The organism is Sphingomonas sp. NBWT7 (genome assembly GCF_014217605.1).
In the GTDB taxonomy this organism is placed as follows: domain Bacteria; phylum Pseudomonadota; class Alphaproteobacteria; order Sphingomonadales; family Sphingomonadaceae; genus Sphingomonas.
In genome coordinates this window covers 1493322-1506637 of record NZ_CP043639.1, presented here as the reverse complement: position 1 = coordinate 1506637, position 13316 = coordinate 1493322, and the positions used below count along the sequence as shown (strand labels likewise).

Sequence of the window (13316 nt, the reverse complement as noted above, 5' to 3'; positions counted from 1 at the left end):
GAACGATAGCGGTGGGGGGCCCGCCGGCGTAGCGGCGGGCTCGCTACCTAGGGCTAGCGCCCGATGATCGCGCGGGCGCGGCTCGAGAGGCGTGCGATCGCAGCGTCGTGGATGCCGCGGCTGCTGGTGATGACGCCGAACGCGCGCGGATCGGGCTTGTTGAAGACCAGCTGCGCGCCGAGCGCGTCGGTGACGCAGCCACCCGCCTCCGCGGCGATCAATACGGCCGCCGCGATGTCCCATTCATTGCCCCAGCGCAGCGTCGCGACGAGATCGGCGCGATCGTCGGCGACCATCGCCATGCGCAGCGCGATCGAATTGGGCTTCTCGACCGTGGCAAGATCGCGGTCGGTCTTGGGCAAGGCATCGGTCGGCACGCGCGCGCCAGCGAAGTCCCGGCGCGTGCTGGCGGTCAGTGGGTTGCCGTTAAGCGTGGCGCCACTGCCGGCGACGGCGCGCCACACCTCGTTGCGGGCCGGCGCGTCGAGCACGCCGATCACCGGGCGACCCTGATCGACGAGCGCGACCGATACCGCCCAGCCGGGGCGGCCGCGGATATAGTCGCGCGTGCCGTCGATCGGATCGACGACCCAGATCCGCTCACGCTCCAGCCGGTCGGGGTGATCGGCGGTCTCCTCCGACAGCCATCCGGCATCCGGCAGCAATGCCGACAGGCGCGTGCGCAGCAGCTTATCGACCGCGAGATCGATCTCGCACACCGGCTCCCCCGTCGACTTTTCCCAGCGCGCAAAATCGGTGCGGAAGCGCGCCTGCGCGAGCGACGCCGCCTCGCGCGTGATCGCGGCGACCGCATCGGCGAGGCTGGCGGCGACCTCAGCCACCGGCGATCGTCATCCCGTCGATGCGGATGGTGGGAACGTTGGTGCCGTAGCGGAATTCGAGATCGTTCGCGGGCGTCAGCTGGCGGAACATCTCCTTGAGGTTGCCCGCGATGGTGAATTCGGCGATCGGCCCGGCGATCTTGCCGTCCTCGATCAGGAAACCAGCCGCGCCGCGGCTGTAATCGCCCGTGACGCCGTTGACGCCCTGGCCGATCAATTCGGTGACGTAGACGCCGCGCTTAATGTCGCCGATCAGCGTCGCGACGGGCACGTGGCCGGCGTGCATGTAGAGATTGCTGGTGGTGATCCCCGGCGCGCCGCCGATGCCGCGCGCGGCGTGGCCGGTCGGCTCGAGCCCGAGCTGGCGCGCGGAGGCCGAATCAAGCAGCCAGCTTTCCAGCATTCCGTCGGCGATGATGTCGGTCGGCGACACGGGCAGGCCCTCGCCGTCGAACGGGCGCGAGCGCAGGCCGTGCGGGCGGTGCGGATCGTCGGAGATCGTGATGCCCGGCGCGAAGACCTGCGTGCCGAGCGCGTCGAGCAGGAAGCTGGTCCGCCGCGCGATCGCCTGGCCCGAGATTGCGCCGGTGAGATGGCCGAGCAGCCCCGCGCCGACGCGCGGATCGAACACGACGGGAAGCGCGGCGCTGTCGATCTTGGCGGGGTTGAGCCGAGCGACGGCGCGCTCGCCGGCGCGGCGGCCAACCTCTTCGGGCGCATCGAGGCGATTGTGGTGGCGCGCCGAGGTGAACGAATAGTCGCGTTGCATGCCACCGCCCTCGCCGGCGATGACGCTGGCGGAGAGGCCGTAGCCGGTGGTGGCATAGGCACCGGCGAAGCCATGGCTGGTGGCGAGCGCCCAGACGCTGCGCGAGGCGCTCGCCCCGCCGCCTTCGCTGTTGGTGACGCCGGGAACGGCGCGTGCGGCCTCCTCGGCGGCTTCGGCGGCGGCGCGCAGCTCGACCGGCGACAGATCGCCGCCATCGTCGAGATCGAGCAGCGGCGGCGCGCCCTTCATCAGTCGTTCCTCAGGCGCGAGCCCGGCCCAGCGATCCTCGGGCGCCTCGCGCGCCATCGCCACGGCGCGTTCGACCAGCGCATCGAGTGCGTCGGACGAGAGATCGGACGTCGATACGCTGGCCGACCGCTGGCCCACGAAAACGCGCAGGCCGAGATCCTCGCTCTCCGACCGGCCGACATCCTCGAGCTTGCCGAGACGGACGGAGATTTCGGACGAGGCGTCGGCGGCGAAGACCGCATCGGCGGCGTCCACGCCCGCCCTGACGGCGCGGGCAACGATATCGGCGGCGCGTTCCTGCGCCTCGGTCGGGTTAAGCATGGTCGCGACTTAGGACGGCGGCAGGCCGGTTGCTAGGTGGCGTGGCGACGCATGTGGCGTGCAGCGCGTTCCTGCGGTTAGGTTATGTGCGGTGGACAACGATATCGAGCCCTTTATCGGCGCTCGGCGCGACGAAGCGCGCGGCGAAAAGTGCGAAATCGGCCTCGCTAACGGCCAATTGATGCGGGCTCGCGCGGTTGCGGCGGTGCAGCCGCTCGAGGCAGATCGCGTCGGGCACGTCGAGATAGAGGAGTTGGTGCGCGCATCCGGCCTGCTCGGCGAGTGCACGCATCCAGGCGCGGCTGGCAGCCGTGATGGCAGGAAAGTCGAGCACTGCCGATACGCCTGTCCGCAAGAGATCGACGAGATGCGGGCCGATCGCGGCGCGCAGCCGAGCGGCGTTGTGAACGTAGTCGGCGAGCGTCGACTGCTCGCCTGGGTAGAGGTTGGCTAGCCAGTGGTCTTCGGCAACGAGGTTGGTGTGCCGTGCGCGCGCGATCTGTGAGGGAGCGTCGATTTGCCGGCGGCGATCTTGCCGCACACGAGGTGCAGCATGGGTGAGGGTGAAGCCACAAGATGATCCTCGGGGGACCGCCGAACGGCCGTGCGGTGCTGGCGAGGTGGGCGAGCGGGCGCCGGCCTGACGGGTCAGGCCGGGCGGCTGATTTGCACCGACGAGGCAGCGAGGCGTGTTGCGCGGATCATCACGGCATCATGCATGGGGCGTGGGGGCTGTAAACGCCGGCGTCAGAGCGGGGTACCGACGACGAGGCAGGCGAGGAACATCAGCAGGCCGGCGAAGCGATTGGCGCGGAAGCGGGCGAGGGCGCCCGCGCCGTCGTCCGGGCGGAGCGTCGCGACCTGCCACAGGAGGTGGAGCGCGATCGGCAGCAGTGCGAGGAGGACGAGCGGATCGGCGCGGCGCTGCCAGAAGGCGAGCGCCCAAAGCGCCAATGCGCCGGCATAGCACAGCGCGGTGCCAGCGCGGACATGGCGGCCCATGCGTAATGCGGAGGAGCGCACGCCGATCAGCGCATCGTCCTCGCGATCCTGTAGCGCGTAGATCGTGTCGTAGCCGACAACCCATAGCACCGATCCGGCGTAGAGCAGCAGGCCCGGCGCGGTGAGCGCCCCCCATGCCTCGAGCCAGCCGACGAGCGCCGCCCAGGAAAAGACGAGCCCAAGCCACGCCTGCGGCCACCAAGTGATGCGCTTCATGAACGGATAGGCCGCGACGAGCACGAGGCTGGCGACGGCGAGGATCGCGGTGTCGAAGCGCAGCTGGACCAGCACGGCGAGCCCCGCGAGGCAGAGCAGGCCGAGCCAGATCCAGGCGGCGCGCAGCGAGACCGCGCCGCTGGCGAGCGGGCGCGAGCGCGTGCGGGCGACGCTGGCGTCGAGATCGCGGTCGACGATGTCGTTGTAGACGCAGCCCGCGCCGCGCATCGCGATGCTGCCGGCGAGCAACCACGCGATCAGCGGCCAGCGATCGATCGCGCCGCCCGCGAGCGCGACCGCCCAGGCGCCGGGCCAGAACAGCAGCCACCAGCCGATCGGGCGATCGAAGCGCGCGAGCAGTGCGAACGGGCGGATGCCGGCGGGGAGCGCGGCGACGAGCCCGCGGTGCTCGCTGTCGGGGGTGACGTCAGGGGCGGGGGATGGCTTCATGGTCACGCCCTGCTGCCTATCGCCGCTGCCCCGCTTTCGCCACAGGCGAGTGGTAGCGATAGTAGCTTCGCACCGGGGGCTTGAAAGGGCGGGCGGCGGGCATGAGGTTGCGCCGCGAACCGCAGAGTTGGAGTATCGCCGATGCGTATGGGACATCTTCTTGCCGCCGCGCTGATCGCTGCGACGCCGGCCACCGCGCAGCGCGCCGCCGGGTGGGAAGGCGTGTGGCGCAACAACGCCGACAGCGTGCGCATCCGCGTCGCGAAATGCGGCCAGGGGCTGTGCGGCACGGTGGTTCAGGCGAGTGCCAAGGCGCGCGCAGATGCGGCGGCCGGCGGTACCGATCGGCTGGTCGGGACGCAGCTGTTCCACGATTTTCGCCGTGGCGACGACGGGCTGTGGTATGGCCAGGTCTATGTTCCCGATTTTGATCAGACGTTCGACGGCACGATCGAACAGGTGAACCGCGACACGATCGTCGGCACCGGCTGCCTGTTCGCCGGCTTCGGCTGCAAGTCGCAGACGTGGCGGCGGGTGGTGGCGAAGTGATCGCGCGCCGGCCGCACCCGGACGGTTAATCGACGCCGCGTGATCCACCTGTCGGTCGCCATCGGGCGCTTCGTCGAGGCGCTGTTCTTCGCGATCCTGCGCGTTGCGGGGGCGGTGACGGGGGCAGTGCTGCTCGTCGCGCTGGCGGGTTTCATCTTGTTCATGACGGCGCGCTGGCTGATCGCGCGCGGACGAAAGGCACGGCGATGATCGCGACCCCGGCATGGCCGCCGCGCTCCACCCCGCGACTGTACGTCGACCGGCCGCTTGGCACTGGTCCACTACGCATCGAGGGCGCGCAGGCGCATTACCTCGCGGGCGTGATGCGCGTGAAGGCGGGCGATCCGGTGCGCCTGTTCGACGACGCGACGGGCGAGTGGCTCGGCATCGTTGCCGCCGCGGGCAGGCGCGACGTGACGATCGACATCGGCGAGCAGCTTGCCCCGCGCGAGGCGGTGCCCGACCTGTGGCTGGTTGCCGCGCCGCTCAAGAAGGGGCGGGTCGACTGGATGGCGGAGAAGGCGTGCGAGCTGGGCGTCGCGCGGCTCGTGCCGGTGGTGACGCACCGCACCGTCGTCGGCCGGCCCAATACCGATCGGCTGCGCGCGCACATGATCGAGGCGGCCGAGCAGTGCGGGCGCACTGCGGTGCCGCAGGTGGCCGAGCCGGTGAAGCTGGCGGCGCTGCTGCGCGACTGGCCGGCGGAGCGCGCGCTCTTTTTCGCAGACGAACTGGGCGGGCTGCCCGCGCGCGACGTGATGAAGCCGGGGCCGGCGGCGATCCTGATCGGGCCCGAGGGCGGCTTCGACGACGGCGAGCGCGACGCGATCCGCGCGCTGCCGCAGGCGGTGGGGATGGCGCTGGGGCCGCGCATCCTGCGCGCAGACACCGCTGCGGCGGCGGCGATCAGCCTGTGGATGGCGTTGGCGGGCGATTGGTGAGACGGCTCTAGCGGCGGTCACATTCCCCGATTAAGGCCGCGCGCATGACCACAAAAACCGTTTCGGATAGCAACTCGCCCATCATCGAGTCGCGCGACCAGCTGATCGCCAGCTTCGCGGGCGGCGAGAAGCCCAAGGAGCGGTGGCGGATCGGCACCGAGCACGAGAAGTTCGTCTATGCCCGCGACGATCATCGTGCGCCGAGCTGGGACGAGCCGAGCGGCATCCGCGCGCTGCTCACCGAGCTGCAGCAATATGGTTGGAAGCCGGTGGAGGAGGGCGGCAAGCTGATCGCGCTGAGCGGCGCGGACGGCTCCGTCAGCCTCGAGCCGGCCGGCCAGTTCGAGCTGTCGGGCGCGCCGCTGGAGAATCTACACGAGACGTGTGCCGAGACCGGGCGCCACCTCGATCAGGTGAAGGCGGCGGGCGAGAAGCTGGGAATCGGCTTCCTCGGGCTCGGTATGTGGCCCGACAAGACTCGCGCCGAACTGCCGATCATGCCCAAGGGCCGTTATGCGATCATGCTGCGCCACATGCCGCGCGTCGGCACGATGGGGCTCGACATGATGCTGCGCACCTGCACGATCCAGGTGAACCTCGATTATGCCAGCGAGGCGGACATGGCGCAGAAGTTCCGCGTCGGGCTCGCGCTGCAGCCGCTGGCGACCGCGCTGTTCGCCAACTCGCCGTTCACCGAAGGCAAGCCGAACGGGTATCTCAGCTATCGCAGCCACATCTGGTCGGATACCGATCCGGCGCGCACGGGCATGCTGCCGTTCGTGTTCGAGGACGGCTTCGGCTACGAGCGCTACGCCGACTATATGCTCGATGTGCCGATGTACTTCGTTTATCGCGACGGCCGCTACATCGACGCCGCGGGCCTGAGCTTCCGCGATTTCCTGAAGGGCGAACTGTCGGTGCTGCCGGGCGAGAAGCCGACGCTCGACGACTGGACCGATCATCTGTCGACCGCCTTTCCCGAGGTGCGCCTGAAGACCTTCCTCGAGATGCGCGGTGCCGATGGCGGGCCGTGGAACAAGATCTGCGCGCTGCCGGCGCTGTGGGTTGGGCTGCTGTACGATCAGGGCGCGCTCGATGCGGCGTGGGACCTCGTCAAGGGCTGGTCGATCGAGGCGCGACAGACGCTGCGCGACACGGTGCCCAAGCTCGGACTAGACGCGCCGGTGCCGGGACGCGGCACGCTGCGCGACATCGCGGGCGAGGTGCTCGACATCGCCAATGCGGGGCTGGCAGCGCGCGCACGTACCAATCGCTCGGGGGACAATGAGACGGGGTTCCTCGATCCGCTGCGCGACATCGTGCGATCGGGGAAGGTGCCGGCGCAGACGCTGCTCGACCGGTATCACGGCGCGTGGAACGGCGACCTGTCGCGCGTCTACGCCGAGCAGAGCTTCTGATAACGCCGACGCGGCCGGTGCGCGGACCACGCGGGCGGGCGATGCGCATCGGCTTGCTTGGCGGATCGTTCAATCCGGCGCATGCGGGGCATCGCGGGATCAGCCTGGCGGCGATCGACGCGCTGGGGCTCGACGAAATGTGGTGGCTCGTCTCACCGGGCAATCCGCTGAAGCCAGCCGCCGGCATGGCGCCGCTGGCGGCGCGGCTTGCCTCCGCGCGGCGGATGGCGCGGGCGGCGCGGATCCGGCCGAGCGACCTCGAGGCGCGGCTCGGCACGCGCTACACCGTCGACACGCTCGCCGCGCTGGTTCGGCGCTATCCCAGGCACCGCTTCATCTGGGTGATGGGCGCGGACAATCTACAGCAGTTCGACCGCTGGCGCGCGTGGCGGCGGATCGCGCGCACGGTGCCGATTGCGGTGATCGCGCGGCCGGGGTATGATGGCGCTGCCCGCGCGGCCCCCGCGATGGGTTGGCTGCGGCGCTTCCAGAGGCCCGCACGCCAGGCGAAGACCTGGACGACGTGGAGTGTGCCAGCCCTGGTGCTGCTACGGTTCCGCCCCGACCCGACCTCCGCGACGCAGATCCGCGCCGCCGATCCCGGCTGGCATCAGCGCCGCGGCGCCACCATATCCCCTGTTCGATCCCTTACCCAGGAGTGAGCTTGTCCGTTCCCGCCAATGCCTATCGTTCGTCGGATGCCGAGAGCGTCGCGGCGCTGCATAAGCTCGTGCTCGACAGCCTCGACGATGATCAGGCGGTCGAAACCGTATCGATCCCGCTCGCCGGCAAGTCGACGATCGCCGATCACATGGTGATCGCAAGCGGGCGGTCGACGCGGCAGGTCGCGTCGATGGCGTCGAAGCTGTCGGAGAAGATCAAGGCCGAGACCGGCCGCTCGCCGCGCATCGAGGGGCTGGCGACGGCGGACTGGGTGCTGATCGACGCGGGTGACGTGATCGTCCACCTGTTCCGCCCCGAGGTCCGTTCGTTCTACAATCTGGAGCGCATGTGGTCGTTCGGCGACGCGCCGACGCCCGCGCCCGGGAACGCCTGAGCTGATCCTTCATATCGTGGCGCGCGGGCGGATCGGCCGATCGCCCGAGGCCGAGCTGGTCGATCGCTACCTGAAGCGGATCGGCTGGCCGACGCGCGTCACCGAATTGCCCGATCGCGGCGGCAAGCTGACCGAGGCGATGCCGCAGACGCGGCGCGTGATGCTCGACGAGAGTGGCAAGGTGCTGTCCTCGATCGAGTTCGCGCGCGTCCTGGAGCGGTGGCGCGACGACGGGGTGCGCGAGGCGCGCTTCATGATCGGCGCGGCGGACGGCTTCGACGATGCCGAGCGCGATGGCGCTGACCTGTTGCTGTCGTTCGGCCGCGCGACATGGCCGCACATGTTGGCGCGCGCGATGCTCGCCGAGCAATTGTTCCGGGCCACGTCGATCCTTGCCAATCACCCCTATCACCGCGAAGGCTGACGCCATGGGGCGGGGCGCGAGGATCGTGGTGCTAGGGGTGGCGGCGATGCTGCTGACCAGCGCGCGCGCCGCGTCCGTGCTCGGCGTCGATCCGCTCGCGATCGAACGCACGCGGCTTACCGATGCGAAGCGCGAGGCGGTGCGCGCCGCGGCGCGTGCGACCGATCTCGAGCGTCGCGCCGACGACGAGCGCGACGCCGCGGCGAAGGCGCGCGCCGACGAGGCGGTGGTGGCGGCGCGGATCGAGCGCGCCGAGGCGGACGTGGCGGCGGCGCGCGCGCGTGTCGCGATCGTCGCGACGCTGCTCGCGCGGCAACGCGCGGCGCTGGGAGAGCAGCAGGCACCCGTTGCGCGCCTCGTCGCCGCGCTGACCTCGCTCGCGCGGCGACCGGCGGCGCTCGCGCTGGTGCAGCCGGGATCGGTGAGCGATCTGGTTCACGTCCGCGCGGTGCTCGGTGGCACGCTGCCGGTGATCCGCCGCGAGACGGCGGCGTTGCGCGTCGATCTGGCGCAGACGCGCGCGCTGCAGGCGAGTGCCGCGCTCGCCGCCGCCAGCCTCGACAGCAGCTGGCGCGCGCTGCTTGGCGAGCGACGCGAACTGGCGGCGTTGCAGGCGCGCCATGCCGGCGCGGCGGTGCAGCTTAACCGCGCGGCACTGGCGCAATCGGACCGGGCGATCGCGCTGGGCGAGGAGGCGCGCGACATCATCGATCGCATGGCGGCGTTCGGCGAGACGCAGGCGACGCTCGGCGATCTTGCGCCGCTCGCCGGCCCGCCGCGATCGGCGGAGGCGCCCGAGCCGCGTGCGCCGGTCTATCGCCTGCCGGTGCGCGGGCGGCTCGTCACCGGCTTCGGCGAGATTTCGGATAACGGCGTGCGGGCGCGGGGGCTCACCTTCGCCGTCGCGCCGGGCACGATCGTGCGCGCGCCGGCGGCGGGCGGGATCGTCTTCGCGCGGCCGTTCCGCGGCTTCGGCACGATCGTCATCATCGATCACGGCGCTGGCTGGTCGAGCCTCGTCACCGGGCTGGGGCAGGCGGCGGTGCGGCGCGGCGTGGCGGTGAGAGCCGGGCAACCGATCGGCCGCGCGCCCGCGAACGACGCGCCGCGGGTGACGGTGGAGCTACGGCGGCAGGGGCGGCCGGTCGATACCGCGGCGCTGATCGGCTGACGCGTTGCCCGTAGTGGCGCGCTGCGCTCAGCCGCCGTTCACCTGCCGGCGTGCTTTGATCGGGCGGGGTAACGCGCTAAAGCCCGAGCGATGAAGTTCCCCGCGAGGACGCGACCCGACATGAAGCTTTCTCTCCTTTCCGCCACTGCGCTCGTTGCGACGATTGCTGTCGTGCCGATCAGCACCGGGGCGATGGCGGCGGTGGACGCCGGCACCTATCGCGAGATGGAACGCTTCATGGACGTGTATAACCGCGTCAAGGCGGACTATGTCGACAAGGTCACCGACGAGCAGCTGATCAAGGGGGCGATCGACGGCATGCTCGCCGCGCTCGATCCGCATTCGAGCTACGTCGACGCGTCCGACTACGAGAATCTGCGCATCCAGACCGAAGGCAATTACGGCGGCCTCGGCCTCACCGTTTCGATGGAGGACGGCGCGGTGAAGGTAATCGCGCCGCAGGAGGATTCGCCTGCGTGGCGTGCCGGGATCAAGTCGGGCGACTATATCACGCACATCGACGGCAAGCTGATCTACGGCGGCACGCTCGACGAGGCGGTGAACCAGATGCGGGGCAAGCCGGGCAGCAAGCTCGTCATCACCGTCGTCCGCCCCGGTCGCGACAAGCCGATGGAGCTAGCGCTGACGCGCGAGGTGATCGTGCAGCGCCCGGTGAAGTGGGAAGTGAAGGGCGATGTCGGCTACATCAACATCAATACCTTCTCTGAGACGACCGGCGCCGACACGCGCGCGGCGCTGATGGCGATCGACAAGGCGCTGGGCAAACGGCCGCTGGGCTATGTCGTCGACCTGCGCTCGAACGGCGGCGGGTTGCTGACGCAGGCGATCGAAGTGTCCGACGCATTCCTCGACAACGGCGAGATCGTCTCGCAGCGCGGGCGCGAGAAGAACGATATCGAGCGCTATTACGCCAAGGCGGGGGATCTGGCGCACGGGTTGCCGATCGTCGTGCTGACCGACAGCGGTACCGCGTCTGCCTCCGAGATCGTCGCGGGTGCGATCCAAGATCACCATCGCGGGCTGGTGATGGGCGAGCGGACGTTTGGCAAGGGATCGGTGCAGACGCTGCTGCAGCTCGGCCCGACGACCGCGCTGCGGCTGACGACGGCGCGCTACTACACGCCATCGGGCCGATCGGTGCAGGAGGGCGGGATCGAGCCCGACATCGCCGTGCCGCAGCTGTCCGATCCCGACTACAAATCGCGCCCGGTGTTCCGCGAGGCCGATCTGCGCCGCCACCTGATCAACGAGGTGAAGGCCGACGACAAGATCCTGGAAGAAGATACCAAGGAAGATCCGCGCTTCGCCGCGACGCCCGACCAGCTCAAGAAGCAGGGCGTCGAGGATTTCCAGCTGTGGTATGCGCTGAAATCGATTGCGCGGCTGGGCGGGCCGACGCAGGTCGCGGCGGTGACGGCGTCGATGAAGAAGGACGCGGCCGCCAAGTGACGGCAACGCAATCCCGCGCGCGGCTCATCGCGCTGCTGCTGCCGCTGCTGCTCCTCGCCGGTGCCTGGGGTTCGCAGCTGATCGGCGGGCTGGTGCCGTGCGAGATGTGCCACTGGCAACGCTGGCCGCATTACGCCGCTGTCGTCGCCGCGGCGCTGGCGTTCGTCGTACCGGGGCGTTCGAGCAAGCTCACCATGATCGCTGGCGCTGCGGCGCTGATCGCGGTCTCGGGGCTGATTGGAATCTTCCACGCCGGGGTCGAATATCATTGGTGGCAGGGGATCACCGCCTGCTCGACAACCGTCAGCGGGGCTGGGATCTCGACCGACGAAATGTTGCGCCGGATCCTCGCCGCGCCGATCGTGCGGTGCGATGCGGCACAATGGACGCTGCTGGGCGTTTCGCTGGCCGGGTATAACGCGATCCTGTCGCTCGGCGGGGCCGGGCTGATCGCATGGCTGATCGGGAGAGCGAGATGAGCTGGAAGCCGGGTGATCGCCGCCGCGATACCATTTCGATGATCCGTGTCGATCAGGCGGGCGAATTCGGGGCGACGCGCATCTATGCCGGACAACTGGCGGTGATGGGCCATCGCACGCCGGCCGCGCGCAAGATCGCCGGCATGGCGCTGCAGGAGGAACGCCACCGCGCGTTCTTCGATCGGATGATCGCCGAACGCGGCGTCCGCCCGACGGTGCTGCAACCCTTCTGGGACGTTGCCGGCTTCGCGCTGGGCGCCGCGACCGCCGCTATTGGCCCCGACGCGGCGATGGCGTGCACCGCCGCGGTCGAGACGGAGATCGACAAGCATTATGCGGATCAGCTCGTCGAACTGAGTGGCGACGATCCCGAGTTGAGCGAGGCGATCGCCGAGTTCCAGGCGGAGGAACTGGAGCATCGCGATACGGCGCTGGCGAGCGGGGCGGAGGACGCCTTCGGCTATCCCGTATTGTCGGCGGTGATCCGGCTCGGCTGCCGCGTCGCGATTGCGACCGCCAAACGGATCTGACGGAGAGAGAGTTCGAGATGCGAGTGACCGGATCGTTCCTGCTGGCGGCGCTGATCGCGGTGCCGGCTGTCGCGCAGACCGGCGGGGCAAAAGACGGTGCACCGGCGACTTCGTCGAGCCCGCAGGCCGGGCGGCCGCTCGACGTTGTGATCCTGCCGCCGCCCTCAAAGGTCGCGCTGCCCGGCGCGCCGCGTGCGAGCCGGCAGACGGTGTCGACCGAAACGGGGCGGGGCGCGCCCGTGAACGGCGTCCTCGTGCTCTACGGCAACGAGCGCTGCCCGACCAACACCAACGGTGAGGAGATCGTCGTCTGCCAGCGGCGCAGCGCGCAGGAGCAGTTCCGTATCCCCAAGGAAGTGCGCACGTTCGAGGTGACGCCGCAGAACGAGACCTGGGCGGCACGCGTCGAGGCAGAGCGCGATGTCGGCGCGGTCGGCGTCGGCTCCTGCTCGACGGTCGGCGCGAACGGCGCGACAGGGTGCAACACGCAGTTCGTCCGGCGGCAGACCAAGGTACGCAAGGCCGACGACCGCGCAGCGACCGCCGATCTCAGCGGCTATTGAACGCCCGGCGGCGCCAGCCGCTTCGACCGCGTGACAAAAGCACGCTGGGCCTATTACTATCGATACGTCGCGTGACTGGCGCATTCGCGGAGCACCGCGGGGGAGCGTGACTGATCGACGCCGCGCGCCTGGGCATCACCTGCTGAAGGAGAGGCCATATGCGTGTCGCGTTTCTGTTATTCCCCAGCGTTACCCAGCTCGATCTGACCGGCCCGGCGCAAGTGCTTGCGCGGCTAGGCGGCGACGCGCGCGTTGATTTGGTGTGGAAGACGCGCGATCCGGTGCCGACCGATGCGGGCTTCTCGATCCTGCCGACCGCGACGTTCGACGAGGTGCCGGCCGCCGACATTCTGTGCGTGCCGGGCGGGATCGGCGTGAACGACGTGATCGCCGACGATGAAGCGATGGCGTGGGTGCGCGCGATCGGCGGGCAGGCGACGTGGGTGACGAGCGTGTGCACCGGATCGCTGATCCTGGGCGGCGCGGGGCTGCTGAAGGGCTATCGCGCGACGAGCCACTGGGCGTGGCGCGACATGCTGACGCTGTTTGGCGCAACGCCGGTGGCCGCACGCGTCGTGGTCGATCGCAACCGCGTGACGGGCGGCGGCGTGACCGCGGGGATCGACTTCGCGCTGACGCTAACGGCGCTGATCCGCGGCGAGGAACATGCGCGGATGGTGCAGCTGAGCCTGGAGTACGATCCGGCGCCGCCGTTCGACGCGGGATCGCCCGAGCGCGCCGGTGAGGCGCTGGTCGGTGCGTTCGAGGCGCGAATGGCGAAACTCGCGCCTGGACGCGAGCAGGCGTTCCGCGACGCTGCGGCGAAACGCGGGTTCTGAACCCGGCTGCGCCCCTCCCGGTCCGG

At 70.0% G+C, this 13316-nt stretch carries 17 protein-coding genes and 1 riboswitch; of the genes, 13 read left to right on the top strand and 4 right to left on the bottom strand.

All coding sequences use genetic code 11. The annotated features are described in order from the left end of the window. Nucleotides 1-53 precede the first annotated feature (53 nt). The 4 genes from F1C10_RS07585 to ubiA form a co-directional block, all read right to left on the bottom strand. Nucleotides 54-842, bottom strand: coding sequence for a 3'(2'),5'-bisphosphate nucleotidase CysQ (locus tag F1C10_RS07585; protein WP_185209883.1), 789 nt, complete (start codon nt 840-842; stop codon nt 54-56). Then, a complete protein-coding gene (locus tag F1C10_RS07580) occupies nt 835-2181 on the bottom strand; it encodes a TldD/PmbA family protein (RefSeq protein WP_185209882.1) in 1347 nt (448 codons plus the stop codon). The genes F1C10_RS07585 and F1C10_RS07580 overlap by 8 nt, the downstream gene beginning before the upstream one ends. 82 nt (nt 2182-2263) lie before the next feature. Beyond that, complete coding sequence (locus tag F1C10_RS07575) at nt 2264-2722, bottom strand: ATP-binding protein (RefSeq protein ID WP_219729800.1); 459 nt, start codon at nt 2720-2722, stop codon at nt 2264-2266. A 206-nt stretch (nt 2723-2928) separates the two neighbouring features. Then, nucleotides 2929-3849 carry a 4-hydroxybenzoate octaprenyltransferase gene (gene ubiA / locus F1C10_RS07570; protein ID WP_185210138.1) on the bottom strand — a complete coding sequence of 307 codons (921 nt, stop codon included), beginning with the start codon at nt 3847-3849 and terminating at the stop codon, nt 2929-2931. A gap of 141 nt (nt 3850-3990) precedes the next feature. Here ubiA and F1C10_RS07565 point away from each other — a divergent pair, with 141 nt between their 5' ends. The 13 genes from F1C10_RS07565 (at nt 3991) to F1C10_RS07505 (ending at nt 13290) form a co-directional block, all read left to right on the top strand. Further along, complete coding sequence (locus tag F1C10_RS07565) at nt 3991-4398, top strand: DUF2147 domain-containing protein (protein ID WP_185209881.1); 408 nt, start codon at nt 3991-3993, stop codon at nt 4396-4398. Between the two features lie 39 nt (nt 4399-4437). After that, nucleotides 4438-4608 (top strand): hypothetical protein, encoded by a 171-nt coding sequence (locus tag F1C10_RS07560; RefSeq protein WP_179187201.1) that lies wholly within the window; start codon nt 4438-4440, stop codon nt 4606-4608. Next, nucleotides 4605-5339, top strand: coding sequence for a 16S rRNA (uracil(1498)-N(3))-methyltransferase (locus tag F1C10_RS07555; protein ID WP_185209880.1), 735 nt, complete (start codon nt 4605-4607; stop codon nt 5337-5339). The genes F1C10_RS07560 and F1C10_RS07555 overlap by 4 nt, the downstream gene beginning before the upstream one ends. Nucleotides 5340-5383: 44 nt before the next feature. Next, nucleotides 5384-6757 carry a glutamate--cysteine ligase gene (locus tag F1C10_RS07550; RefSeq protein ID WP_185209879.1) on the top strand — a complete coding sequence of 458 codons (1374 nt, stop codon included), beginning with the start codon at nt 5384-5386 and terminating at the stop codon, nt 6755-6757. Nucleotides 6758-6798: 41 nt separating this feature from the next. Then, a complete protein-coding gene (locus tag F1C10_RS07545; protein WP_185209878.1) occupies nt 6799-7419 on the top strand; it encodes a nicotinate-nucleotide adenylyltransferase in 621 nt (206 codons plus the stop codon). Nucleotides 7420-7421: 2 nt separating this feature from the next. Continuing rightward, on the top strand, nt 7422-7814 hold the full coding sequence (rsfS, locus tag F1C10_RS07540) for a ribosome silencing factor (protein WP_185209877.1): 393 nt from the start codon (nt 7422-7424) through the stop codon (nt 7812-7814). Between the two features lies 1 nt (nt 7815). Next, nucleotides 7816-8238: a 23S rRNA (pseudouridine(1915)-N(3))-methyltransferase RlmH gene (locus F1C10_RS07535; RefSeq protein WP_185210136.1), complete on the top strand. Its 423-nt coding sequence runs from the start codon at nt 7816-7818 to the stop codon at nt 8236-8238. 4 nt (nt 8239-8242) lie between these two features. Further along, the gene (locus F1C10_RS07530; protein WP_258043126.1) at nt 8243-9409 is read left to right on the top strand and encodes a murein hydrolase activator EnvC; all 1167 of its coding nucleotides are present in this window, start codon (nt 8243-8245) and stop codon (nt 9407-9409) included. Nucleotides 9410-9529: 120 nt separating this feature from the next. After that, entirely contained in the window at nt 9530-10879 is a 1350-nt protein-coding gene (locus tag F1C10_RS07525; protein WP_185210135.1) for a S41 family peptidase, read from the top strand. After that, entirely contained in the window at nt 10876-11358 is a 483-nt protein-coding gene (locus F1C10_RS07520) for a disulfide bond formation protein B (RefSeq protein ID WP_185209876.1), read from the top strand. The genes F1C10_RS07525 and F1C10_RS07520 overlap by 4 nt, the downstream gene beginning before the upstream one ends. After that, entirely contained in the window at nt 11355-11888 is a 534-nt protein-coding gene (locus tag F1C10_RS07515) for a demethoxyubiquinone hydroxylase family protein (RefSeq protein ID WP_185210134.1), read from the top strand. Before F1C10_RS07520 ends, F1C10_RS07515 begins: the two co-directional genes overlap by 4 nt. A gap of 23 nt (nt 11889-11911) precedes the next feature. Continuing rightward, complete coding sequence (locus F1C10_RS07510) at nt 11912-12451, top strand: hypothetical protein (protein WP_185209875.1); 540 nt, start codon at nt 11912-11914, stop codon at nt 12449-12451. A 61-nt stretch (nt 12452-12512) separates the two neighbouring features. Further along, nucleotides 12513-12592: riboswitch (ZMP/ZTP riboswitch) on the top strand. Between the two features lie 17 nt (nt 12593-12609). Then, the gene (locus F1C10_RS07505; protein WP_185209874.1) at nt 12610-13290 is read left to right on the top strand and encodes a DJ-1/PfpI family protein; all 681 of its coding nucleotides are present in this window, start codon (nt 12610-12612) and stop codon (nt 13288-13290) included. Nucleotides 13291-13316: the final 26 nt, after the last annotated feature.

What these genes read in the sequence shown, in the direction of transcription:
- F1C10_RS07505 (WP_185209874.1), top strand. Translation starts at nt 12,610, where the DNA reads ATGCGTGTCGCGTTTCTGTTATTCCCCAGCGTTACCCAGCTCGATCTG.
- F1C10_RS07545 (WP_185209878.1), top strand. Translation starts at nt 6,799, where the DNA reads ATGCGCATCGGCTTGCTTGGCGGATCGTTCAATCCGGCGCATGCGGGG.
- F1C10_RS07550 (WP_185209879.1), top strand. Translation starts at nt 5,384, where the DNA reads ATGACCACAAAAACCGTTTCGGATAGCAACTCGCCCATCATCGAGTCG.
- F1C10_RS07565 (WP_185209881.1), top strand. Translation starts at nt 3,991, where the DNA reads ATGCGTATGGGACATCTTCTTGCCGCCGCGCTGATCGCTGCGACGCCG.
- F1C10_RS07530 (WP_258043126.1), top strand. Translation starts at nt 8,243, where the DNA reads ATGGGGCGGGGCGCGAGGATCGTGGTGCTAGGGGTGGCGGCGATGCTG.
- F1C10_RS07555 (WP_185209880.1), top strand. Translation starts at nt 4,605, where the DNA reads ATGATCGCGACCCCGGCATGGCCGCCGCGCTCCACCCCGCGACTGTAC.
- ubiA (WP_185210138.1), bottom strand. Translation starts at nt 3,849, where the DNA reads ATGAAGCCATCCCCCGCCCCTGACGTCACCCCCGACAGCGAGCACCGC.
- F1C10_RS07515 (WP_185210134.1), top strand. Translation starts at nt 11,355, where the DNA reads ATGAGCTGGAAGCCGGGTGATCGCCGCCGCGATACCATTTCGATGATC.
- F1C10_RS07525 (WP_185210135.1), top strand. Translation starts at nt 9,530, where the DNA reads ATGAAGCTTTCTCTCCTTTCCGCCACTGCGCTCGTTGCGACGATTGCT.
- F1C10_RS07580 (WP_185209882.1), bottom strand. Translation starts at nt 2,181, where the DNA reads ATGCTTAACCCGACCGAGGCGCAGGAACGCGCCGCCGATATCGTTGCC.